21 protein-coding genes are annotated in these 22,500 nt (G+C 68.4%); 5 read left to right on the top strand and 16 right to left on the bottom strand.

Features of this window, described 5'->3' with window-relative positions; translation table 11 throughout:
* On the top strand, positions 1 to 1,398 hold the full coding sequence (gene lpdA / locus HF576_RS19005; protein ID WP_168914416.1) for a dihydrolipoyl dehydrogenase: 1,398 nt from the start codon (positions 1 to 3) through the stop codon (positions 1,396 to 1,398).
* A gap of 51 nt (positions 1,399 to 1,449) precedes the next feature.
* Here the strand turns inward: lpdA and HF576_RS19000 are convergent, their stop codons facing one another.
* Together HF576_RS19000 and HF576_RS18995 are read right to left on the bottom strand one after the other, a co-directional pair.
* Positions 1,450 to 2,160, bottom strand: a complete 711-nt coding sequence (locus HF576_RS19000; protein ID WP_168914415.1) for a CYTH domain-containing protein — start codon at positions 2,158 to 2,160, stop codon at positions 1,450 to 1,452.
* Positions 2,147 to 2,380 (bottom strand): response regulator, encoded by a 234-nt coding sequence (locus HF576_RS18995; protein ID WP_168914414.1) that lies wholly within the window; start codon positions 2,378 to 2,380, stop codon positions 2,147 to 2,149. Before HF576_RS18995 ends, HF576_RS19000 begins: the two co-directional genes overlap by 14 nt.
* Before the next feature lie 144 nt (positions 2,381 to 2,524).
* Between HF576_RS18995 and glgP the strand changes: the two genes are divergently transcribed.
* Positions 2,525 to 5,083, top strand: a complete 2,559-nt coding sequence (glgP, locus tag HF576_RS18990; RefSeq protein WP_168914413.1) for an alpha-glucan family phosphorylase — start codon at positions 2,525 to 2,527, stop codon at positions 5,081 to 5,083.
* A gap of 30 nt (positions 5,084 to 5,113) precedes the next feature.
* Entirely contained in the window at positions 5,114 to 5,845 is a 732-nt protein-coding gene (locus HF576_RS18985) for a glutamine amidotransferase (RefSeq protein WP_168914594.1), read from the top strand.
* A gap of 15 nt (positions 5,846 to 5,860) precedes the next feature.
* Here HF576_RS18985 and HF576_RS18980 read toward each other — a convergent pair whose 3' ends face one another.
* Both HF576_RS18980 and HF576_RS18975 read right to left on the bottom strand, forming a co-directional pair.
* On the bottom strand, positions 5,861 to 6,598 hold the full coding sequence (locus tag HF576_RS18980) for an NAD(P)H-hydrate epimerase (protein WP_168914412.1): 738 nt from the start codon (positions 6,596 to 6,598) through the stop codon (positions 5,861 to 5,863).
* Positions 6,595 to 7,653: a YihY/virulence factor BrkB family protein gene (locus HF576_RS18975; protein ID WP_168914411.1), complete on the bottom strand. Its 1,059-nt coding sequence runs from the start codon at positions 7,651 to 7,653 to the stop codon at positions 6,595 to 6,597. Before HF576_RS18975 ends, HF576_RS18980 begins: the two co-directional genes overlap by 4 nt.
* 84 nt (positions 7,654 to 7,737) lie before the next feature.
* Between HF576_RS18975 and HF576_RS18970 the strand changes: the two genes are divergently transcribed.
* Positions 7,738 to 9,408 (top strand): ATPase, T2SS/T4P/T4SS family, encoded by a 1,671-nt coding sequence (locus HF576_RS18970; RefSeq protein ID WP_168914410.1) that lies wholly within the window; start codon positions 7,738 to 7,740, stop codon positions 9,406 to 9,408.
* Positions 9,409 to 9,513: 105 nt separating this feature from the next.
* Here HF576_RS18970 and HF576_RS18965 read toward each other — a convergent pair whose 3' ends face one another.
* The 10 genes from HF576_RS18965 to HF576_RS18920 all read right to left on the bottom strand — a co-directional run bounded on the left by HF576_RS18965 (position 9,514) and on the right by HF576_RS18920 (position 18,121).
* Positions 9,514 to 10,749 (bottom strand): type II secretion system F family protein, encoded by a 1,236-nt coding sequence (locus HF576_RS18965; RefSeq protein ID WP_168914409.1) that lies wholly within the window; start codon positions 10,747 to 10,749, stop codon positions 9,514 to 9,516.
* A 1-nt stretch (position 10,750) separates the two neighbouring features.
* A complete protein-coding gene (locus HF576_RS18960; protein ID WP_343234353.1) occupies positions 10,751 to 11,890 on the bottom strand; it encodes a type IV pilus twitching motility protein PilT in 1,140 nt (379 codons plus the stop codon).
* Between the two features lie 3 nt (positions 11,891 to 11,893).
* On the bottom strand, positions 11,894 to 12,595 hold the full coding sequence (locus HF576_RS18955) for a hypothetical protein (RefSeq protein ID WP_168914408.1): 702 nt from the start codon (positions 12,593 to 12,595) through the stop codon (positions 11,894 to 11,896).
* Positions 12,595 to 13,242: a hypothetical protein gene (locus HF576_RS18950; RefSeq protein ID WP_168914407.1), complete on the bottom strand. Its 648-nt coding sequence runs from the start codon at positions 13,240 to 13,242 to the stop codon at positions 12,595 to 12,597. Before HF576_RS18950 ends, HF576_RS18955 begins: the two co-directional genes overlap by 1 nt.
* Positions 13,239 to 14,267: a pilus assembly protein PilM gene (gene pilM / locus HF576_RS18945; RefSeq protein ID WP_168914406.1), complete on the bottom strand. Its 1,029-nt coding sequence runs from the start codon at positions 14,265 to 14,267 to the stop codon at positions 13,239 to 13,241. Before pilM ends, HF576_RS18950 begins: the two co-directional genes overlap by 4 nt.
* A gap of 52 nt (positions 14,268 to 14,319) precedes the next feature.
* Complete coding sequence (locus HF576_RS18940; RefSeq protein WP_343234352.1) at positions 14,320 to 15,183, bottom strand: prepilin peptidase; 864 nt, start codon at positions 15,181 to 15,183, stop codon at positions 14,320 to 14,322.
* Between the two features lie 2 nt (positions 15,184 to 15,185).
* The gene (locus HF576_RS18935) at positions 15,186 to 16,742 is read right to left on the bottom strand and encodes a hypothetical protein (RefSeq protein ID WP_168914404.1); all 1,557 of its coding nucleotides are present in this window, start codon (positions 16,740 to 16,742) and stop codon (positions 15,186 to 15,188) included.
* Positions 16,739 to 17,281, bottom strand: coding sequence for a PilW family protein (locus tag HF576_RS18930; RefSeq protein WP_168914403.1), 543 nt, complete (start codon positions 17,279 to 17,281; stop codon positions 16,739 to 16,741). Before HF576_RS18930 ends, HF576_RS18935 begins: the two co-directional genes overlap by 4 nt.
* Positions 17,278 to 17,622, bottom strand: coding sequence for a type IV pilus modification PilV family protein (locus HF576_RS18925; protein WP_168914402.1), 345 nt, complete (start codon positions 17,620 to 17,622; stop codon positions 17,278 to 17,280). The genes HF576_RS18930 and HF576_RS18925 overlap by 4 nt, the downstream gene beginning before the upstream one ends.
* Positions 17,623 to 17,743: 121 nt before the next feature.
* Positions 17,744 to 18,121: a prepilin-type N-terminal cleavage/methylation domain-containing protein gene (locus tag HF576_RS18920; RefSeq protein WP_168914401.1), complete on the bottom strand. Its 378-nt coding sequence runs from the start codon at positions 18,119 to 18,121 to the stop codon at positions 17,744 to 17,746.
* A gap of 312 nt (positions 18,122 to 18,433) precedes the next feature.
* On the opposite strand from HF576_RS18920, the gene HF576_RS18915 reads away from it, so the two are divergent.
* Complete coding sequence (locus HF576_RS18915) at positions 18,434 to 20,104, top strand: GspE/PulE family protein (protein WP_343234351.1); 1,671 nt, start codon at positions 18,434 to 18,436, stop codon at positions 20,102 to 20,104.
* Positions 20,105 to 20,113: 9 nt separating this feature from the next.
* Here the strand turns inward: HF576_RS18915 and HF576_RS18910 are convergent, their stop codons facing one another.
* Together HF576_RS18910 and HF576_RS18905 are read right to left on the bottom strand one after the other, a co-directional pair.
* A complete protein-coding gene (locus tag HF576_RS18910; RefSeq protein WP_168914400.1) occupies positions 20,114 to 21,355 on the bottom strand; it encodes a type II secretion system F family protein in 1,242 nt (413 codons plus the stop codon).
* Positions 21,355 to 22,500, bottom strand: coding sequence for a type IV pilus twitching motility protein PilT (locus tag HF576_RS18905; RefSeq protein WP_168914399.1), 1,146 nt, complete (start codon positions 22,498 to 22,500; stop codon positions 21,355 to 21,357). Before HF576_RS18905 ends, HF576_RS18910 begins: the two co-directional genes overlap by 1 nt.

Genomic DNA, 22,500 nt, shown 5'->3' with positions numbered 1-22,500 from the left:
ATGCCACATTACGACGTCGTCATCCTCGGCGCAGGCCCCGGCGGGTACGTCGCGGCCGTCCGCAGCGCTCAGCTCGGCCTCTCGGTCGCGATCATCGAAGAGAAGTACTGGGGCGGTGTGTGCCTCAACGTCGGCTGCATCCCCTCCAAGGCGCTTCTCAAGAACGCCGACCTGGCGCACCAGTTCCACCACAAGGCGGAGCTGTTCGGCATCTCGGGCGACGTCTCGTTCGACTTCGGCGTCGCGTGGGATCGCAGCCGCAAGGTGTCCGACACCCACGTCAAGGGCATCCACTACCTGATGAAGAAGAACAAGGTCACCGAGTACGAGGGCCGCGGTTCGTTCACGGGACCCAACGCGATCCGGGTGACCAAGACCGACGGCACCACCGACGACGTCACCTTCGACAACGCGATCATCGCCACCGGCTCGCGCGTGCGCCTGCTGCCGGGCGTCCAGCTGAGCGAGAACGTCGTGACGTACGAGGAGCAGATCCTCTCGCGCGACCTGCCCTCCTCCATCGTGATCGTGGGCGCCGGCGCGATCGGCATGGAGTTCGGCTTCATCCTCGCCAACTACGGCGTCAAGGTCACGATCATCGAGTTCCTCGACCGCGCGCTCCCCAACGAGGACGCCGACGTGTCGAAGGAGATCACCAAGCAGTACAAGGGCTACGGCGTCGACATCCTGACCTCCACAAAGGTCGAGACCGTCACCGACCAGGGCGACAAGGTCACCGTCGCCTACACCGCCAAGGACGGCAGCGCGGGCTCGATCGAGGCCGACAAGGTGCTCATGTCGATCGGCTTCGCCGCCAACGTCGAGGGCTTCGGGCTCGAGAACACCGGCGTCAAGCTCACCGACCGGGGCGCGATCGACATCGACGACTACATGCGCACCAACGTGCCGCACATCTACGCGATCGGCGACGTGACCGCCAAGCTGCAGCTCGCGCACGTGGCCGAGGCTCAGGGTGTGGTCGCAGCCGAGACGATCGCGAAGGCCGAGACCATGACGCTCGGCGACTACCGCATGATGCCCCGTGCGACGTTCTGCTCGCCGCAGGTGGCGTCGTTCGGTCTGACGGAGCAGCAGGCGCGCGATGCCGGCTACGACGTCAAGGTCGCGAAGTTCCCGTTCTCAGCCAACGGCAAGGCGAACGGTCTCGGCGAGGCGATCGGCTTCGTCAAGCTCATCGCGGACGGTGAGCACCTCGAGCTGCTCGGCGGCCACATGATCGGACCGGACGTGTCGGAGCTTCTGCCCGAGCTCACCCTCGCGCAGAAGTGGGACCTGACCGCACTCGAGGCGGCACGCAACGTGCACACCCACCCCACGCTGTCGGAGGCCGTGCAGGAGGCCTTCCACGGCCTCGCGGGTCACATGATCAACCTCTGACTCGCATCGACGAAGGCCCGGAACCGTTCGCGGTTCCGGGCCTTCTCGTGTTCAGCGACCGAGGGCGCGAGCGAGTTTCGAGGCGGATGCCGCGGCACGGCCGCCCACGGCATGCACAGCGGCCTCGGCGGCGGCCAGCAGCACCGCGCGCGAGGCCGGTGACGTGGGGGCGGCAGGTCCGAGCTCGAACTCCCACTCCCGCCACGTCCGCTCCACGCCGTCGCGTTCGTCGAGGGCCCTGACCCGGTCGTCGACGAACTCGGCGACGAGGCGACCGGCAGCGTCCAGGAGCGCGTATGCGGTGCGGGTGTTGCGAATGCGGGCGATCGCGGCGAGGGCCGTGGCTGGGCCCACGCGCCCCGGGGCTCCCGGCGACGCTCCAGCAGCGCCGGGAGAGGGCGTGGGGACCGTCACCGCCGCGATCGCGGCGCGCACCTGCTCGGGAAGGTCGGCGTGTTCGCCGAGCGGCCACTGCTGCTCGACGCGGCCGCCTTCGGGGCCCCGCGGCCCCTTGATGTGCCAGCCCTCGTCCGGCCCGCCGGTGCGGCGACGGACCGCATATCCCGCGTGCGCCAGGGAGAGGTCGTCGGTGTCGAAGTAGACGGCGTCGAGCTCACGGCCTTCGGCTTCGCCGACGGACGCGACACCCGGCAGCCCGGACCAGTCCGGCAGCGGCGTCGCGTCGTCGACGTCGAACTTGAGCTCGATCTCTACGGAGCTGGTGCCGCCTGAGGTCGTCGGAGCTGCGTCACCGTCGGTCACGCGCGGTGTCGCTGTAGGGATCGATGTCGTCCTCGGACTCGACGAACCAGAACTCCGCCTCGGTCGGGCCGTCGCCGTCTCCGGTGTTCTCCGGAGAGCCCTTTCGCTCGTAGACGACCTGCGTCTCGCTGTAGGGAACGATCATGCGGTCCAGCTGCGGGTCTTCGAGGGGCAGGACTTGCCCGTCGAGCGGTCCGCCGTGAAGTCGTGCGATAGCCATGAGCCGAGCCTAGACCCGGCCGCCCCCTCCACCTTCGAATCGCGCACTTTGCAGTTTCGGGCCGGCCGACTCTGCAAAGTGCGCGATTCGAAAGCGAGGAGGGGTCGTGCAAGCGCTTCCAGCTTGGGCCCCTAGAATGCACGCGTGAAGGCCATCCGAACGTTCACCGTCCGTCCCGTCCTCGCCGAATCCCTCACACCCCTGGACCGCCTCGCCTCGAACTGGCGCTGGTCGTGGAGCCGGTCCACCCACGCGTTGTTCGCGTCGATGGATCCCGCGCTGTGGGACGAGATCGGCGCGAACCCCGCACGCATGCTGGGGGCGGTGGGGCAACCGCGCCTGGACGAGCTGGCCCGCGACGAGGCCTTCGTGGCACGCGTCCGCGAGGAGGACGACCGACTCTCGGCGTACCTCACCGGCGAACGCTGGTATCAGGGCCTGCGGGGCCCCAAGCCCGCTCACATCGCCTACTTCTCCCCCGAGTTCGGCGTGGACGGCTCGCTGCCGCAGTACTCCGGCGGCCTCGGCATCCTCGCCGGCGACCACCTCAAGAGCGCGTCCGACCTGGGGGTCCCGCTCACCGGTGTCGGCCTGTTCTACCGCGCAGGCTACTTCCGTCAGTCGATCGGCGACGACGGCTGGCAGCGCGAGAGCTATCCGCTCCTCGACCCGTACGGGCTCGGGCTGACACTGCTGCGGGACCGCGACGGCTCCCCCGTCGAGATCGCGCTTGCGCTGCCCGGCGACCGGACCCTGCACGCCAGGATCTGGGTCGCGGACATCGGGCGCGTGCCGCTGCTGCTGCTCGACTCGGAGACTCCGTCGAACTCCGACGACATGCGCAAGGTCACCGACCGCCTCTACGGGGGCGGCGGCGAGCACCGTCTGCTGCAGGAGCTGCTGCTCGGCGTCGGCGGAGTCCGCGCAGTCCGCGCGTGGTCCGAGATCACCAGGCGACCGGCTCCCGACGTCTACCACACCAACGAGGGCCACGCCGGATTCCAGGGTCTGGAGCGGATGTCGGAGCTCATCACGCACGATGGGCTGACCTTCGACGAGGCCCTGGCCCAGGTGCGCGCATCGACGGTGTTCACGACGCATACGCCCGTACCCGCCGGGATCGACCGGTTCTCGCGCGACCTCATCGCCGACGTGCTCGCGGGTGGCCTGTTCCAGGGGCTCGACGCCGGGCGCGCGATCGCGCTGGGTCTCGAGACGTGGGACGGCGGCGACCAGGGCGTCTTCAACATGGCAGTGCTCGGGCTGCACCTGGGGCAGCACGCGAACGGCGTGTCGGTCCTGCACGGCGAGGTGAGCCGGGGCATGTTCGGGCACCTGTGGCCGGGCGTCGACACCGACGAGGTGCCGATCACATCGATCACCAACGGCGTGCACGCGCCGACCTGGGTGCACCCGGCCCTGAAGGCGCTGAGCGAGCGGGTGTGGGGCGACGCGCACACCGACACCCATGACTGGACCGACCGCGAGGCCGTGACCGACGCGGAGCTGTGGGGCGTCCGCCAGCAGATGAAGGGCGAGCTCGTCGCCGAGGCGCGGCGCCGTGTCGCCGCTTCGGTTTCGAACGGCAGCGGTGTGACGCCGTCCTGGGTCGGCGATCTGCTCAGCCCCGACGTGCTCACGATCGGGTTCGCCCGCCGCGTCCCGACCTACAAGCGCCTCACGCTCATGCTGCGCGATCCCGAGCGCCTCACCCGGCTGCTGACCGACCCCGAGCGGCCGGTGCAGATCGTGATCGGCGGCAAGTCGCATCCTGCCGACGACTCGGGCAAGATCCTGATCCAGCAGCTGGTGCGCTTCAGCCGCGACCCGAAGGTGCGCGGGCGCATCGTCTTCCTGCCCGACTACGACATCACGCTCGCGAAGGACCTCTACCCGGGGTGCGACGTCTGGCTGAACAACCCGCTGCGTCCGCTCGAGGCCTGCGGCACGAGCGGCATGAAGGCCGCGCTCAACGGCGCGCTGAACCTGTCGATCCTCGACGGCTGGTGGGACGAGTGGTTCGACGGCGAGAACGGCTGGGCGATCCCGACCGCCGACACCGCGGCGAACGACGAGGAGCGCGACGACGTCGAAGCCGCCGCCCTCTACGACCTCATCGAGCACCAACTGGTGCCCAAGTTCTACGACCGCGAGGGCGGCATCCCGCTGGCGTGGCTCGGTATGGTGCGCCACACCATGACCGACCTGGGCACGAAGGCTACGAGCGACCGGATGGTGCGGGACTACGTCCAGCGCCTGTACGTTCCTGCCGCCGCGCACGACGCGGCGCTGCGCGCGGACGGCTTCGCCGAGGCCAAGGCGCTCGCCGCGTTCATCGGGAGGGTGAAGGATGCCTGGGGGCGCATCTCGATCGCGAGCGTCGACAGTTCCGGCATCCCGCAGCAGGCGCAGGCCGGCGACACCCTCGAGGTGCGCGCCGACGTACGGCTGGACGGGCTCTCGCCGGAGGACGTCGCGGTCGAGCTGGTGTACGGCCGCACCGACGAGGACGACGCGCTGGACGCCGACCACTCCGTGCACCGTCTCGCCCCTGCCGGACCCGCCCACGACGGCATCGTGACGTTCACCGGCGCCCTGCCGCTCAGCGTCACCGGCACGTTCGGCTACGCCGTCCGCGTCGTGCCGCGGCACGAGCAGCTGGTCTCGCCGGTCGAGCTCGGCCTCGTGACCTACGCATCGTGAGTGCGTCGTGAGCCCGGTCGCGAGGCGACCGTGAAGCCGTTCGTCCTGCTCGCCACGCGCGCAGAGGACGTCCCCGCCGACGAGGAGTACGCACTCTTCCTCCGCTACACCGGGCTCGACGAGCGCGATCTCGTCCGCGTGCGACTCGAGGCGGGCCCCATGCCGCACCTCGATCTCGACGGCCTGTCGGGGATCTTCGTCGGCGGCGGGCCGTTCAACGCCTCAGACCCCGCCGAGACGAAGTCCCCCGTGCAGCGGCGGGTCGAGCAGGAGTTCGACGCGCTCCTGGATGAGGTCGTCGCGCGGGACTTCCCGTTCCTCGGCGCCTGCTACGGCGTCGGCACGCTCGGTGCACACCAGGGCGCCGTGATCGATCGTCGCCACGGCGAGCCGATCAGCGTCGTGCCGGTCACGAAGACGCGGGCCGGGGCATCCGATCCCCTCCTCGACGGCATGCCGACGACGTTCGACGCGTTCGTCGGACACAAGGAGGCGATCTCGCAACTGCCGGGCTCGGCGACGCTGCTGGCCTCGTCGCCCGCGTGCCCGGTGCAGATGTTCCGCGTGGGCGCCAACGTCTATGCCACGCAGTTCCACCCCGAGCTCGATGTCGAGGGCATCACCACGCGCATCCACGCGTATGCGGGGCACGGCTACTTCGGCGCGGACGAGCTCGAGCTCACCCTCGCGGCGGTGCGCCGTGCCGCCGTCTCGCACCCGAGCCGCATGCTGCGCACGTTCGTCGAGCGCTACGCACGGTAGGCGGCGCGCTGCTCGTCATCCGGTCACGACGCGCGAGACGGATGCCTCCCCCACCGGCACGAAGCCGTCGAGCTCGGGCCCGAGGCCGATGTCGGCGAGCACGAGCTCTCCGGCGAGCTCGGGTCCCCGGCCGGTGACGAGGCCCGCCTTGACTGCGCCAAACGTGACGGTGACGGATGCCGGCAGCACATGTGAGCCGCTGTCGCCGGTGTCGGGGTGCAGGCCACTGGGCAGGTCGACGGCAATGACACGCGAACGGCCCGCGCGAACGGCCGGAAGCAGCGCCTCGACCGCCTCGCGGGCGCTCCCACGCAGGTCGAGGTCGGTCGCGCCGATGCCGAGGATCCCGTCGAGGATGAGGTCGTAGTCCCCGGCCGCCTCTCGCACAGCCGGGATCTCGACGCGACGAGCGCCCGCGCCGAGCGCCGACGCGAGCCCCGCCTCGTGGACGCGCACCCCGACTGTCAGAACGTCGACATCGACCTCTTCGGCGAGGTGGGCGGCCGCGTAGAGCGCATCTCCGCCGTTGTTCCCGCTGCCGGCGAGTACCAGCAGGTGCCGGGCGTGGGCCGTCGCGATCGGCTGCGGCGCCCCGGCCGGCGCATCGCTGTCGCCCTGCCCGTCCTGGAACATCCGCCGCACGACGTCTGCGAGCGCGGCGGCGGCGCGCGCCATGAGCGGCTGCTCCGCGGCGAGCAGCGGAGCCTCCGCTATCCGCACCTGCTCGGCGGTGAACACCGGCACCTGGGTCATGAGCGTGCCTCCACACGTTCCCGGGCCCCCGCGTCCCCCGTCGAGTCGTTCGCGCCGTGGGCGGACGCGCGCTCGGCGTCGGCGGCCTTGCGCGCGAGCCGCAGCTCTTCGGCCGCGACCGCCGCAGCATCCTCTGCCTGGCGAACCCTGCGGAGAGCGAAGGTGGGCGACCCGTGGCGCTCGCGTATCCGGTCGGCACGCTCGCGCTCGCCGACGATCACCCAGGTACCGGCGAGCAGGATCACCTGAGCCGAGAGATTCAGCCAGATCAGCAGGGCGATCAGCGACGCGAACGACGCGAGCAGCGGGTTGGAGTCCGCGCCGGCGACGAACAGGCCCGACAGTTGCTGCAGCACGATCAGCCCGACCGCGCCGACGAAGGCGCCCGACCACAGCGACCGCGGGTGCGCGCGGACGCCGCTGAGCGTGACGAACGCGAGCGCGACGAGTGCCATATCGAGTGCGAACACGACCACGATGGACACACCGCGCGTCGCCAGGTCGGCGACCGGCCCGCGGGTGACGCCCAGCCAGTCCAGCACCGCTCCGACGAACGACGTGCCGGCGAAGGTGGCGCCGGCAGAGAGGATGAACCCGCCGCCGATCGCGAGCGCGAGCAGCAGATTGCGCAGCAGCACCCACACGAACATCACATCGTCGTGGACCTTGTCGGCGAGCGTGCGCAGCGCACTCCGCAGTGAGCCGATGGCGCCGATCGCCGCACCGATCAGGGCGACGAGGGCGATGATCCCTGCCACCGTGAGGCCGGCGGGAGCATCGATCTCGCTGACGTCGACGACGCCGCCCGGTCCGACGAGACCAGGGATGGCGGCATCCACCGCTTCCACCAGGGAATCCCACGCAGCACGGTTGCCGCTCAGCCACAGCGCCGCGAACGAGAAGCCGAGCAGCACCCCCGCGAAGACGGAGAACAGCGTGCGGTAGGTGACGCTGTCCGACAGCATCGGCCCGCGCCGCTCGGAGTAGTGAAGCCACACCCGCACCAGCTTGAGCGACAACGCCCAGGCCGTCATCCGCTTGATCAGGTCACCCATGCGCGTCACCATACCGAGCCGCGAAAATCCGCGGTCCCCGCTTGACGCGCGCGCCGTAGTATGTCCGTGGGGATTGGGGGCGCCGTGAGAGGACTCGCGCAGACGCTGGTGCTCACCGGGGCGGTACGGGCAGCCGACATGTCGGCGGCGATCGCGCAGGTGGGCGACGGGCCCGAGCTGCAGCAGCTGCTGGTCAGTTCGAACATGGCGACCGAAGCCCAGATCGCCGAGGCCGTCGCGCTGCAGACCGGCCACCGCTACTACGACATGACCGGCACCGACATCGAGCCCGAGGTGCTCGCGCTGGTGCCGGGCACGCTGTGCCGCCGCTACCAGCTCATCCCGCTCGGCCGTGTGCGCGACACGGTCATCGTCGGCATGCTCGACCCCACCGACATCATCGCGATCGACGACATCACCAGCATCACCGACCTGCAGGTCGAGGCCGTGGTGGTCGCGGGCGACGCGCTGCGCCAGACGTTCGAGCGCTATCTGCGCTCGGACGAAGAGCTCAGCGACCTGTCCGAGCAGATCGGCGAGTCAGCCGACTCCACTCCCGGGATCACCTTCACCGAGGTGCTCGAGGAGCAGGATGCCGATGCCCCCGTCGTGCGCTTCGTCAATCTCCTGATCACCCAGGCGATCAACGACCGCGCGAGCGACATCCACATCGAGCCCGGCGAGTACGAACTCGCCGTGAGGTTCCGCATCGACGGCGTGCTGCACGACATGCAGCGCGCCGACAGGAACATCCAGGACGGCGTCATCTCGCGCCTGAAGATCATGTCGTCGATCGACATCGCCGAACGGCGCAAGCCGCAGGATGGCCGGCTCTCGGTGCTGCACGAGGGTCGCCAGATCGACCTCCGCGTCGCGACGCTGCCGACGGTGTGGGGCGAGAAGATCGTCATGCGCATCCTCGACAACTCCGGCCAGTCGATGGCGATGAGTGATCTGCGCTTCTCGGCCTCGAACGAAGAGCGCTTCCGCGCGGCGATCTCGCGACCTCACGGCATGGTTCTCGCGACGGGCCCCACCGGATCGGGCAAGTCGACGACGCTGTACACGGCGCTGCGCACCGTCGCGAACCGCCGCATCAACGTCATCACCGTCGAGGATCCGGTGGAGTACCGCATCCCGGGCATCAACCAGGTGCAGGTGAACAACCGTGCGGGGCTGACGTTCGCCGCGGCCCTCCGGTCGATCCTGCGCAGCGACCCCGACGTGGTGCTGGTCGGCGAGATCCGCGACCAGGAGACGGCGGTCATCTCGATCGAGGCCGCCCTCACGGGTCACCTCGTCCTCTCGACGCTCCACACCAACGACGCGCCCTCGGCGCTCACGCGACTGACCGAGATCGGCACCGAGCCGTTCCTCGTGGCGACCGCGCTGTCGGCCGTGGTCGCGCAGCGACTCGCCCGACGCCTGTGCCTGCGCTGTCGCGCCGCGTACACCGAGCCGAGCGACGTGCTGCAGGCGCTCGGCTTCCCGCACGACCCCGACGACCTGCCGGAGCTGTACCGTCCGGTCGGCTGCACGGCGTGCTCGGGCACGGGGTATCGCGGCCGCATCGGGCTGCACGAGGTCATGACGATGACCGACGAGCTCGAGCAGCTCGTCGTCACGCGCGCGACCGGCACCGAGATGCGCCAGGTCGCACTTGAGCAGGGCATGACGACCCTCCGTGAGGACGGCTGGAGCAAGGTCGCCCAAGGTCTCACGACGATCGAAGAGGTTCTGCGCGTCTCGTTGTGACGTCTTCCCGCGCCACCCCCGGGGGCCTCAGCCTCACCCGGGGGCAGCGGGTTTCGGCATCCCTCGCCCGATGGGAGGGGATCCGGATGCCGAGCCTGAAGGTCGCTACTGCTGACCGAGTTCTCCGTACAGCGTGAAGATCGGCAGGTACAGCGAGATGACCATGGCGCCGATGAGCACGCCGAGTCCGACGATCAGCACGGGCTCGATGGTCGCCGACAGCTGCGACGTGGCCGTCTCGACCTCGTCCTCGTAGAAGTCCGCGATGCTCGCCAGCATGTCGACGAGCGTGCCCGACTCCTCGCCCACAGACACCATCTGCGAGACCATCGGCGGGAACACGTCGGCTCGGGCCAGCGGCGCGGCGAACGACTTGCCCTGGCGGATGGAATCCTGCACAGCCGTGACCGCCTGCTCGATCTTGTAGTTGTTCGACGCCTGGCCGACGATTCCCAGTGCTTGGATGATCGGCACGCCCGCGTCGAGCATCATGGACAGGTTCCGGCTGAACCGCGCGACGGCCATCTTGGTGTTGAGCTTGCCGAACACCGGCATCTTGAGCTTGATCGGGTCGACGACCTTCCGCACCCGCTCGGTGTGCCGGTTGCGCATCCACCAGATCCACGCGATCGCGATCGAGAGCACCAGCAGCGGCAGGATCCACCACATGTTCCCCGAGATCGCGACGAGGATCTGCGTCGGCAGGGGCAGCTGCGAGCCGAGCCCGGCGAACATGTTCTCGAAGATCGGCACGATGAAGGTCACCATCGCCAGGACGCCGAGGATCGCGACGATGAGCACGATCGTCGGATACGTGGTCGCCGCCCGGATCTTGTTCTGCAGCTCGGCCTCTTTGCGGTAGTTCTCGGCGATGGACCCGAGTGCGGCGCCGAGGAAGCCGCCGGTCTCGCCGACGCGCACGATCGAGAGCATCAGCGGGGGGAAGATATCCGGATGCCGGGCCAGCGCCGCCGAGAACGAGGACCCCGCCTCCACCTCCGCCTGGACCGCGACCAGGGCGGGCTGCAGCTTCTTGTCGTCGGTCTGCTCGATCAGGATCGACAGGGTGCGCATGAGCGGCAGGCCCGCGTTGATGAGCCCGGCCATCTGCTTCGCGAAGATCGCCAGGTTCTTCGCGGACACGTGCCGTGTGAGCCCGGGGATCTTGATCTCGCGGTGCATGCCCGATTTCGACAGCGCGGCGACCGAGACCGGGGTGAGCCCCTGGACTCGCAGCTTTCCGGCCGCGGCCGCTTCGCTGGCTGCTTCGATCGTTCCCTTGACGATCGACCCGCCGCGCGGATCCACCGCGCGATAGGAGTACTCCTGGATGACGGGCATGTCACACCTCCACGTTCTGGTGATGCCAGTCCCGGGCGTGCTGCGCCCAGGCGTCGGCGTCGAGATCCCGGGGCCGCACGAAGACGTCGTCCAGCGTCTCGGGGTCTGCGGCGTAGGCTTTCGCGACCGAGAGGGCGATCGACCCTTCGGCGACGAGGCGCTTGAGGTCCTGGTCGAGCGTGTGCATGCCGACGCCGGCACCTGCCTGCATCGCCGAGTAGAGCTGCGCGACCTGTCCCTCGCGGATGAGGTTCGCCACCGCCGGAGTGTTGATGAGCACCTCGGTGGCGATCGTGCGGCCCGCGGTCTGAGCGAGCGGCATCAGGGTCTGGCTGATGATGCCCTGAAGCGTGTCGCCCAGCTGCGTGCGGATCTGCTGCTGCTGATGCGACGGGAAGACGTCGACGATGCGGTTGATGCTCTTCGCCGCCCCTTGCGTGTGCAGGGTCGACAGCACGAGGTGCCCGGTCTCGGCCGCCGACAGGGCGGTCTGAATGGACTCCGGGTCTCGCAGCTCGCCGATCAGGATCACGTCGGGGTCCTGGCGCACCACGCGCCGGAGCGCCTCGGCGAACGAGCTGGTGTCGGTGCCGACCTCGCGCTGGTGGATGAGCGCGCGCTGCGATTCGTGCCGGAACTCGATCGGATCCTCGATGGTGATGACGTGCGCCGGCACCTCGTTGTTGATGATGTCGACCATCGCGGTCAGCGTCGTCGACTTGCCCGAGCCGGTCGGTCCGGTCAGCAGCACGAGCCCGCGGGGCTTCAGCGCGAGTGAGCGAGCGATCGCCGGTGCGCCGAGCTCGGCCAGCGTGTACACGCGATCGGGGATGAAGCGCATCGCCACGGCGATCGAGCCGAGCTGGCGGAACACGTTCACGCGGAAGCGGCCGAGACGGTCCGAGGCGAGCGCGAGGTCGACCTCCTGGTGCTCTTCGAACTCGCGGCGCTGCCCCGGCGACATCAGCCCGAGCGCGGCGGACTCGACCCACTGCGCCGGCGTGGCGACGGTGTGGTCCGGGATCGGCATGAGGTCGCCGTCGACCCGCATGAGGGGCGGGGCGTCGCCGGTGAGGTGCACGTCGGACGCGAGGTGCCGCGACGCCGTGGTCAGCATCGATTCGAGCGTGTGCGCGATCACGTCTCAGCCCTCCGGAAGGACGAATGTCAGGGCGGTGATCGACACGTCGTACCCGGTGCCCGTCGGTGTCACGGTCGTCTCGATGGGGCTGAGCAGGCGCGGCCCTTCGCGGAGCGCATCCAGGAACCGCACCACGTTGTTCAGGTCGGTCGCGACCAGATCCAGCGTGAAGTCGACCTGACGGCGACCGGTGTCCTGCCGCGGGGGCGCGGGTACCGCACCCTCCCCGGCCGCGGGCGCAGGTGTCGGCGTTGCCGAGCCGTCGGTGGCGGCAGCATCCGCCGTCGTCTCGGACGCGTCAGGCTGCTCGGCCGCGGGCTGTTCCGCCGCGGCGTCGGCGAGCGCGAGCGGTTCGGTGCGCACGGTGAAGCCGGCGTCCTCCCCCGCGGTGATGGTCTGCACCGAGACGTCCGAGCGGGCTGCCGAAGCGGCGACGAGCTCGAACACGTCGTCCAGACGGTTGGCCGCGGGGATCTCGGCGCGAAGGGCGTCGACGGATGCTGCGATCTCGTCCATCCGCTCGGACTCGGCGTCGAGCGTGTCGACCTGTGCCTGATAGAGATCGTTCGTCCGCTCCACCTGCACCGACTCGCCCGCGGTCGTGAGCGATTGGAAGAACATGGGCATCGCGACGAGCACCACGGCGAGGATGACCACACCCAGGCAGACCACGATGCCGATCACGTTGATGAGCTGCTTGGGCATCACTGGCCCCCCGCCGTGAAATCGTCCGAGTAGATCGTCTGGTCGAAGGCCACGCCCACCTCGTAGGTGTAGACGCCGACCGTCTGCTGGCTCGTCGAGACGAGCTGCCCATCGGCATCGGCGATGCCCGGTGCGGCACGAAGGGCGCGCACGGTCTGCGCGATGTCGATCGCGTTGGGACTCGAGAGGGTGGCCTTCCCGGTGAGGCCTACCTCGAGCGCGGGATCGTCGCCCTGCGGGACTCCCCCGGTGATGACATCGAAGCCCGTCAGCGAGACGCCCGCCGGAAGCGACGCCTGCAGGGTGGCCACGATCGGCGCCCATGCGAAGTCCGAGCCCATCGACTGCGCCCGGAAGTCGACCAGCTCGCCCTCGGTGCCGAGTGCCGCGCTCACCTCTGAAAGGGAGGCGAGTTCGAGCAGCAGCGCATCCGTGCGGGCCTGCTCGGCGGCCAGCCGCTGATCGGCGGCCCACTTCACGAGGAAGACGCCGGCGACCACGAGGAGCGCGACCAGGAGGGCGCCCAGCACTCCCCACAGCCAGCGCCGCGTGAGCGAGGACCGCTCGCGCCGGTCGATCTCGATGCGCGGCAGCAGGTTGACGCGCGGAATCCCCGGACGCGTCAGGACGGCGACGGACGCGCTCATCGCGAGACCTCCCCGAGGAGGATGCCTGCTGTCGCGACGGCGTTGAGCGAGAGCTCTTCGGGCAGACCGTGCTTGCCCGTGTCGGCGAACTGGTCCAGCCGCACCGGGAGGACCGGGACGTCGAACGATCGCGAGAGCGTGTCGGCGACGCCCGGCGCGGCGTAGCCCGCGCCGCTCACCCACGCCGTCGAGATGGCCGGTGCTCCTGGCCGCGAGCCGAAGAACGCGATCGTGCTGCGCAGGCGCGCGACGAGGTCACCGGCCGCGGGTGCCGAGGCGGCGGCGGTCGTCCGCATCGAGGCGCGGGTGCTGAACGGCTGCGGCGGCACGGTCTCGAGCAGGGCGTCCAGCTCGAACTCGGGTGCGGCGAACGCGAGTTCCTCGCGCCGGGCCGCTGTCGTGGCGACGTCGACCGGGATGATCCGGACGAAATGCGGGATGCCGTCGGTCACAGCGACGACGTGCGACGTGTGGTCGCCGATGTGGATCATCGCCACCGTCTCGCCCGGCTTCGCGACGCGCTTGGCGACCCGCGCGAGGCCGAACGGCACGAGGTCGACGTTGTCGACCTCGAGCTTGGCCTTGGCGAGCGTCGCGATCAGCTGTTCGATGCTCTCCGACACCGCGGCCACGAGCAGGCCGGTGACCTGATCGCCCTGCTGGGCGAACGGGTAGAAGTCGAGCACCGCCTGCGACACCGGCACGGGCAGCAGGTCCTGCACCTGGAACGGGAGTGCCTCCCGCAGTAGATCGGGCCGCATCGCCTGCGTCGTGTATTCACGCACCAGGATGCGCCGGCTGCCGACGCCGAGCGTGACCTTGCGGTTCCTGATGCCCGCGCCGCTCCAGAGTTGCCGCAGCGCGACAGCCACGGCATCCGGATCCAGTACTTCCGAATCCTTCGCCGCGTCACGCGGCAACGGCACCTCTCCCGCCGTGACCACCGAGGGCGAGCGGCCCGTCGTCAGTTCGACGGCTCGCACACTCTCCTCTGTGATCTCGACTCCCACGGTCGACTTGGCCATGGCTTTCCCCTTCCCCAGTACTCGCCCCGATGCGCGGCTCACGCCGCTCCCATCACACCGGCGCGAAAAGTCCCAAATACCCCCGTGCGATCGCCTCGCCCGCGAAGATCCCCATCCACGCGCCCGCCAGCATCCATGGGCCGAACGGGATCGCGGTCTTGCGTCCCGCCCGCCTCAGAAGAATCAGGGCTACGCCGAACACGCCGCCGAGCAGGAACGCCCCAAACGCTCCCACCACCAGCGCGCCCCAGCCGACGTAGCCCAGGTGAAGCCCGATAACCCCAGCGAGCTTCACGTCACCGCCCCCCATGCCGCCCGGGCGCACCAGACGGAGGACGAAGTAGAACACGTAGAGCGCGACCATGCCGATGGCCCCGCGCAGCAGCGCGGCGGCATCGCCACTCAGCCACGACGCTGTGGAGAGCAGGATGCCGCCGACGAGGTAGCTCGGGAGCACGATCGCGTTCGGCAGCCGGTGCGTGTCGAGATCGATGAGCGTCAGCACGATGCTGATCGCCGCGAAGTAGAGGAACGCGACCGTCAGGATGCCGAGGCTCCATGCTTCTGCGGTGCTCGCGGTCGCTGAGCGAGCGAAGGACGACGAAACACCATCGAACCCGACCGTGAGCGCCCACCACGCCACGATCGCGAACGCGACCGCGGTCGCCGCCTCGACCACCGGGTAGCGCGCCGCGATGCCGGCGTCGCAGTTCGCGCACCGGCCGCGCAACGCCATCCACGACAGCACCGGCACGTTCTGCCACGGCTTGACCTCTGCGCCGCAGTGCGGGCAGCGGCTCTCACGCAGCAGCGAGATGCCGGCCGGCACGCGATACGCGACGACGTTGAGGAACGACCCGATGAGGAGTCCGAGGACCCCGGCGAGGACGATGATCAGAGGAGTGAGCGACGGCACGGCTACTTCTCCGACTGGTAGAGCAGATCGCCGAGTGTGGCGGGCGCCCCACCGCCGCCACCGGTCTGACCTTCTTCGATGAAGCAGCTGATCTCTTCGAACACCGGCGTCCATGACATCTTCTGGCAATCGATGACGGCGCCGTTGTTGAAGTTGATCGTGTTGCCCGCCGTGTAGAACTGCCCGGAGTAGTTCACCCGTACCGAGCCACCGATGGTGCACGGTGAGTACACCATGATGCGGGCATGAATCCCCGCCACTTGGTTCGTCGTCGTGATGTCGTCAGGTCCGTTGCTCTCGCACGTCGGGGCCGGCTCGTTGTCGATCTGCGTTGCATCACGGTCCTCATGAATGAAGACGAGCTGCGGTGCGGATTCGATCGGACCGGCGCTGGACACGCTCCCGTCGAACTTGATCTTCATCGTCTTGTTCGCAGGAACCACAAAGACCACGTCGCGGTCGAGACTGACGTCCCCGATCGTGATCGTGACTGCTTCACCGGTGCACTGCGTGTAGTCGATGATCAACCGCCCTGCTCCAGGCAGGCTGCTCGTCGGGTTCTCCAAGCATCCGGACCGGATCTCTTGGGTCGTCCCCCAGCTGTCCTTGCCGAGGTCCACCCACGCGGTGATGTCGAACACATCGTCAAGTTCCGGAGAGAACACCGGGTCACCCGCGGAGGGGAACTGCTGCGTCGTCGGGACCGTCCATCCGGCATCGACGGTCACGGTGCCTTTGGCCTTGACCGTGCCGGCGACCGTGCCCTTCGTTCCGCCATTGCCCGACAGGTGAACGTTCCCCCCGGCGTGAATCTTGCCGCCGACGACGGCACCGTTGTTGGCGAGTTTGATGTCGCCGACCTCGGACAGGATGTCGCCGTCGACCTTGAGACCCTGCGAAGTCGTCGATACCTCTCCATAGGAGTAGATCGATCCCTGAATGTGACAGTCCTGACTCAGCGACACTGTTCCGTTCGTCACGTACAGATCACCCGTGATGGTCGCGCCCAGCGGGCAGGTGTATGAGCCCTTTCGGACGACGAGGTCGCCTTTGTAGATCGACTTCTGCCCTCCGACCGAGCCGTGGAAGTATGCGAGCGTGCCGCCCGGCTGCTCGGGGATGGGCTCGAGCCATCGATAGACCGAGTCGATCTCAGCCGTCGACCCATCGGGACCTGTGCCGATCGAGTGAATGACGACGAAAGTGGTCAAGTCGGTGGGGCAAGCGCTCGGCGTCAGGCCGGTATGGTCAGTCGGCTGCGAGCCCTCGGTCGTGTACACCGTCGCAGTGTAGGTCGGAGCGGTTCCGGTGAGCGGCGCCGAGATGCTGCAGCTGTTGACAACTTCGCTCACCGCGACGTCACGTCCGGATTCGGCAGCCACGAAAGCGTCGAGATTGTCGCGGTTGTCGTCGTTCGAGCGGATGACGAAGAGAACGGATGCTGCGATCACGCTCGCGGCGATGAACCCGACGATCATCACGATGACGACCGTGACCAGCACGGCGCCGCGGTCGTCTGAGCCGCTCTCACGCGTGCGTGTGCGGATCCTCTCGATCACCAGCATCCTCCGTCATCTCCCTTCAGCGGCGTGCGGGCCGACGCCTCGCCCGCAAACCGGACTGATGCGGACTCAGTGGTGACGTCGAACGTGTAGGTGACCGCCGAGCCGACAGGCTCCAAGAACGGCGTCGTCCCGCGCGCGGCGATGCCCGTCTGCCATTCCGGCCAGGTCGTGGCATCGGCGGCGAGGCCGCCGGAGGCGATGCTCGTGCTGCTCATGCGGAGAGACCCGGCGGTCAGGCGGAATCCCTGGCATTCCAACGAGCCGCCGAGTGTCGTGTAGACGCGCAGTTCGGTGCCATCCGCGGTGACCTGGTACTCAGTCGCGTTGCGCAGTGCCCGCTCGATCGTCGATCCGACGAGCTGTCCGCGGCTGGTCGCCTGGCTCACCGTGGTCACCTCCTCCTGGGTCTTCCACGTGTTGATGAAGATCGTCGCCATCGCGCCGATCACGATGCCGCCCACCACGAGTGCGACGATGAGCTCGATCAGGCTGAGCCCGGTGTCGTCGTCGCGGATGTGGCGCGGGTGAGTCATGGGATGTACACGATCGCTGTCGTCGAGGCGAGGACGTCGGTGCTCGCGTCCTGGACCTGAAGCTGGACGGTCACGGTGGTCTTGGCGGCACACGTGGTCTGTGTGCCGGTGCTGGTGAGCGTCTCGCCCTTGCCGTCGGTGACGGTTCGCGTGGCGATCGCGGCTGCGATGGACGCACAGTCCGGCGTCTCGCGCACCTCCTCGACGAGCGAGTTGAGGTGACGCGTCGCCGTCGCCGTCGACGACTGCTGCGACGAGAGCACGACGCCCTGCCACAGCGCCGGCAGGATCGCGATCGCGATCACGCCGAGCAGGAGCATGGAGACGATGACCTCGACCATGCCGAAGCCTTCGCTCCCCCTGAGAACACTTCGCATTGCGCGGTCTCCCAATTACACGAGGGATGGCGGGGATCGGCTGGGGCCGCAGTTCGAGTCCTTGGCCCCAGCCAATCTGCACGAGCTAGCAGCCGGGGCCAGACTTCGCTACGTAGTCCACTGCACGGTCGTACGTCGCTGTGGCGCACACCGTCTCGATCGCCGCCCCTGCTGCGGGTTGGCCGGTCAGCGAAATCTTGGCATCGCCGGACTTGTATGCCGTCACCGGCTCGTTGTTCGCGAGTTGAGCAGTCCACTGCGTCGCTGCCGAGGCCGCGACAGCCTTGGTCGCGTTTTCCTCAGCCGTAGCCTGGATGCTCCCAAAGACGGGGATCGCGATCGCGACGAGAACCCCCAGGATCACGACGACGATGATGAGCTCGATGAGCGAGAAACCCTTCTCGCCCTCTTCTTCGCGCCGAGCTTTTTCGGACGCGATGTAATTCTTGATGAATGCACGCATGATGCGCTGTCTCCCCAGTGTGTGAGTTGCATGGTCAGCTCAGACCGACCGGCGCCCCCAAGCGCCGGCACTCGACATACCCCAGTTTCAATATCCCAACTCGGTCAGAGCTGGGTTTGAGACACACGCGCATTGCGTGAATCCCCTCCCGCTGCTGAGCATGGACCCCCCGACGAGCGAATGTCAATGCGCCTCGCGACGGCGTTTCCCAAGGAAAGGCTCAAGATCGGGGCCGGGTCACGCCTGATCAGACCGCTTTCCCAGGACCCCGGATGCGCTCAGAACCTAGGATGAGCGTGGAAGGGTGGGCCGGTGAGAGGACTCGCGCAGACGCTGGTGCAGACCGGCGTCGTCGACGCCGACGAGATGTCGGATCTCGTCGCTCGCGCCGGCGACGGCGCGGAACTGCGGCACGAGATCGTCACTGCACGGCTGGCCACCGAGACTCAGATCGCGCAGGCGATCGCCGAGCAGACGGGGCGCCCGTTCGTCGACCTGGGCGCGACCGCGCTCGACGCCGACATCATCGCGCTCGTGCCCGCCGCGCTCTGCCGGCGGTACCAGGTCATTCCCATCACGCGGGGTCGACGCCAGCTCACCATCGGCATGCTCGATCCGAGCGATCTCATCGCCCTCGACGACCTTGCGACCGCGACCGACCTCAACGTCGTTCCGGTCGTGGTCGCCGCCGATGCGCTCGCCGCGGCGTTCGGGCGATTCCTCCGCTCGGACGAGGAGCTGAGCGACCTGTCGGAGCAGATCGGCGAGAGCGCTGCCGATGACTCCGGACCGGCGGGTACCGAATCGCTCGAGGATCAGTCCGGCGACGCGCCGATCGTCCGTTTCGTGAACCTGCTCATCACGCAGGCGATCAGCGACCGTGCGAGCGACATCCACATCGAGCCGGGCGAGCGCCAGCTGATCGTGCGGTACCGCATCGACGGAGTCCTCCACGAGATGCAGCGCGCCGACCGCGCGATCCAGGACGGCGTCATCTCGCGGCTCAAGATCATGGCCAACGTCGACATCGCCGAGCGCCGGCGACCGCAGGACGGCCGGCTCTCGGTCAGACACGAAGACCGCCAGGTCGATCTTCGCGTCGCGACGCTGCCGACGGTGTGGGGCGAGAAGATCGTCATGCGAATCCTCGACAACTCCAGCAGTGCGCTGGAGATGTCGCAGCTGCGGTTCTCGACGATCAACGAGAAGCGGTTCCGCACCGCCATCACGCGCCCGCACGGAATGGTCCTGGTCACCGGACCGACCGGGTCGGGCAAGTCCACGACCCTGTACACCGCGGTGAACACGGTGGCCAGCCCGCAGATCAACGTCATCACCGTCGAGGACCCCGTCGAGTACCGCATCGAGGGCATCAGCCAGGTGCAGGTCAACCAGCGCGCGGGACTCACCTTCCAGGCGGCACTCCGCTCGATCCTCCGGTCCGACCCCGATGTCGTGCTCGTCGGCGAGATCCGCGATTCCGAGACAGCGCGCATCTCGATCGAGGCCGCTCTGACCGGTCACCTCGTGCTCTCGACGCTGCACACCAACGATGCGCCGAGCGCCCTGACGCGTTTGGTCGAGATCGGCTGCGAGCCGTTCCTCGTCGGCACCGCCCTGTCGGCGGTGGTCGCGCAGCGTCTCGCCCGGCGGCTGTGCATGAAGTGCCGCGCCCCCTACGTCGAGGGCGCCGAAGCGCTGCGGTCGGTCGGGTTCCCGCACGATCCGGGCGACCTGCCCCAGCTGTACCGGGCAGTGGGCTGCTCGGCCTGCTCGGGCACTGGTTACCGGGGCCGCGTCGCTCTCCACGAGGTCATGACGCTGAGCGAGGGTCTCGAGCAGCTCGTCGTGGCCGGCGCCACCGGCACCGAGATGCGTCAGCTCGCCGTGGCCGAAGGCATGGTGCCCCTCCGGGACGACGGCTTCAGCAAGGTGGCGCAGGGCGTCACGACGGTCGACGAGATCATGCGCGTCGCCGTCTGACGCCCTCACTCACTGCCCGGACTGCCCCAGCTCGCCGTAGATCGAGAAGATCGGCATATAGAGCGAGATGACCATGCCGCCGATGATGATGCCGATGCCCACGATGAGGATCGGCTCGATCGAGGCGGTGAGCTGCGACGTCGCCGTCTCGACCTCGTTCTCGTAGAAATCTGCGATGCTCGCCAGCATGTCGGCGAGTGTTCCGGACTCCTCGCCCACCGCGGTCATCTGTGCCACCATCGGCGGGAAGACGGCCGCTTTCGCCAGCGGCGTCGAGAACGAGCGCCCCTGCTTGACCGACTCCTGGATCTCGCGGACCGCCTGCTCGATCTTCCAGTTGTTCGAGGCGGAGCCGACGATCGACAGCGCCTGCACGAGCGGCACGCCGGCGTTGAGCATCATCGACAGACTCCGCGTGAATCGCGCCACGGCGATCTTCGTCGCGAGAGGTCCCATCACCGGCAGCTTCAGCTTCCACGGGTCGACGATGCGACGCACCTTGTCCGACCGACGGTTCCGCACCCACCACAGCCACCCCGCCATTCCGGCGATGATCAGCACCGGGAGCAGCCAGATCATGTTGTTCGAAAGTGTGACGAGGATCTGCGTCGGCACAGGCAGCTCGGACCCGAGATTGGTGAACATGCCTTCGAAGATGGGTACGACGAACGTGACCATCGCGATGACGCCGAGGATCGCGATGACGAACACGATGATCGGGTAGGTCGTCGCCGATTTGATCTTGCCCTGCAGTTCGGATTCGCCCTGGTACGTCTCGGCGACGGTGGCGAGCGACTGCCCGAGGAAGCCGCCCATCTCGCCGACCCGCACCATGCTGATCATGAGCGGCGGGAAGACCTCGGGGTAGGCCGCGAGTGCGGCTGAGAACGACGAGCCCGACTCCACACCGGCGTGCACACCGATGAGCGCGCGCTGCAGCTTCTTGTCTTCCGCCTGCTCGATGAGGATGCTGAGGGTTCGCATGAGCGGCAGACCCGCATTGATGAGGCCTGCCATCTGCTTCGAGAACACGGCGAGCGTGCCGACCTTGACGCGCTTCTCGAAGCCGGGGATCGAGATCTCCTGGTTGAGGCCCGTCTTGGATGCCGGCGCCACCTGCAGGGGCGTCATGCCCTGCGCCCGCAGCTTGGCCGTGACCGCGCCCTCGCTCGGAGCCTCGATCGTGCCCTTGACGATCGCTCCCCCGGTGCCGTCGACGGCCCGATAGGTGTACTCCTGGACGAGAGCCATCAGTGACCCCACCCCGACGCCGCAGGCTCGGGCGTGTGTACCGACCAGGCGTCTGCGTCCAGCTCTCTCGGCCGCACCCGCGCCTCATCGAGGGACTTCGGATCTGCGGCATACGACTTCGCGAGTGCCATCGAGAGGCTGCCGTCCTCGACCAGCCGCCGCAGGTCCTGGTCGAGCGTGTGCATGCCCAGGCTGCCGCCGGCCTGCAGCATCGAGTAGATCTGGCTCACCTGGCCCTCGCGGATCAGGTTCGCGATCGCGGGGGTGTTGATCAGCACCTCGGTGGCGATCACGCGCCCGTCGCTGTGCGCCATCGGCAGGAGCGTCTGGCTGATGATGCCCTGCAGCGTGTCGCCGAGCTGCGTGCGCACCTGCGTCTGCTGGTCGGGCGGGAAGGCATCCACGATGCGGTTGATCGACTTGGCGGCGCTCTGCGTGTGCAGCGTCGACAGCACGAGGTGACCGGTCTCGGCCGCCGACAGGGCGGTGGAGATGGACTCGGGATCACGCAGCTCGCCGATCAGGATGACGTCAGGGTCCTGGCGCAGCACGCGGCGCAGCGCTTCGGCGAAGGACTTCGTGTCGCTGCCGATCTCGCGCTGGTGGATCAGCGACGTGCGGCTGGTGTGCTGGAATTCCACCGGGTCCTCGACGGTCACGATGTGCGCCGGCAGCGTGCGGTTGACGATGTCGAGCATCGCCGTCAGCGTGGTCGACTTGCCCGAGCCGGTGGGACCGGTGACGAGGACGAGTCCACGCGGCTTGAGCACGAGGTCACGCGCGACCGCAGGCACACCCAGCTTCTCGAGCGAGAACGCCTTGTCGGGAATGAATCGCAGCGCGACCGCGACGTCGCCGAGCTGGCGGAAGACGTTCACACGGAAGCGGGCGACGCCGGGCACCGTGTACGAGAGGTCGACCTCGCCGCTCTCGCGGAACTCCACGATCTGCTCGTTGGTCATGAGTCCGCCGACCGCTCCTTCGAGCCAGTTGGTCCCGGTCGGCTCGGCGAATCCGGGGATGGCTGCGAGGTCGCCCTTCACGCGCATGAGCGGCGGGTGGTTGGCAGTCAGATGCACGTCGGATGCTCCCGCGGTTCCGGCGGTCGCGAGCATCGAGGGCAGGGCGTTCGAGTCGTAGGTCAT

It is taken from the genome of Microbacterium salsuginis (genome assembly GCF_012524205.1).
Taxonomy (GTDB): domain Bacteria; phylum Actinomycetota; class Actinomycetes; order Actinomycetales; family Microbacteriaceae; genus Microbacterium; species Microbacterium salsuginis.
Note: the sequence above shows the minus strand (reverse complement) of the source record. Positions and strands in the feature narration are given on the sequence as shown.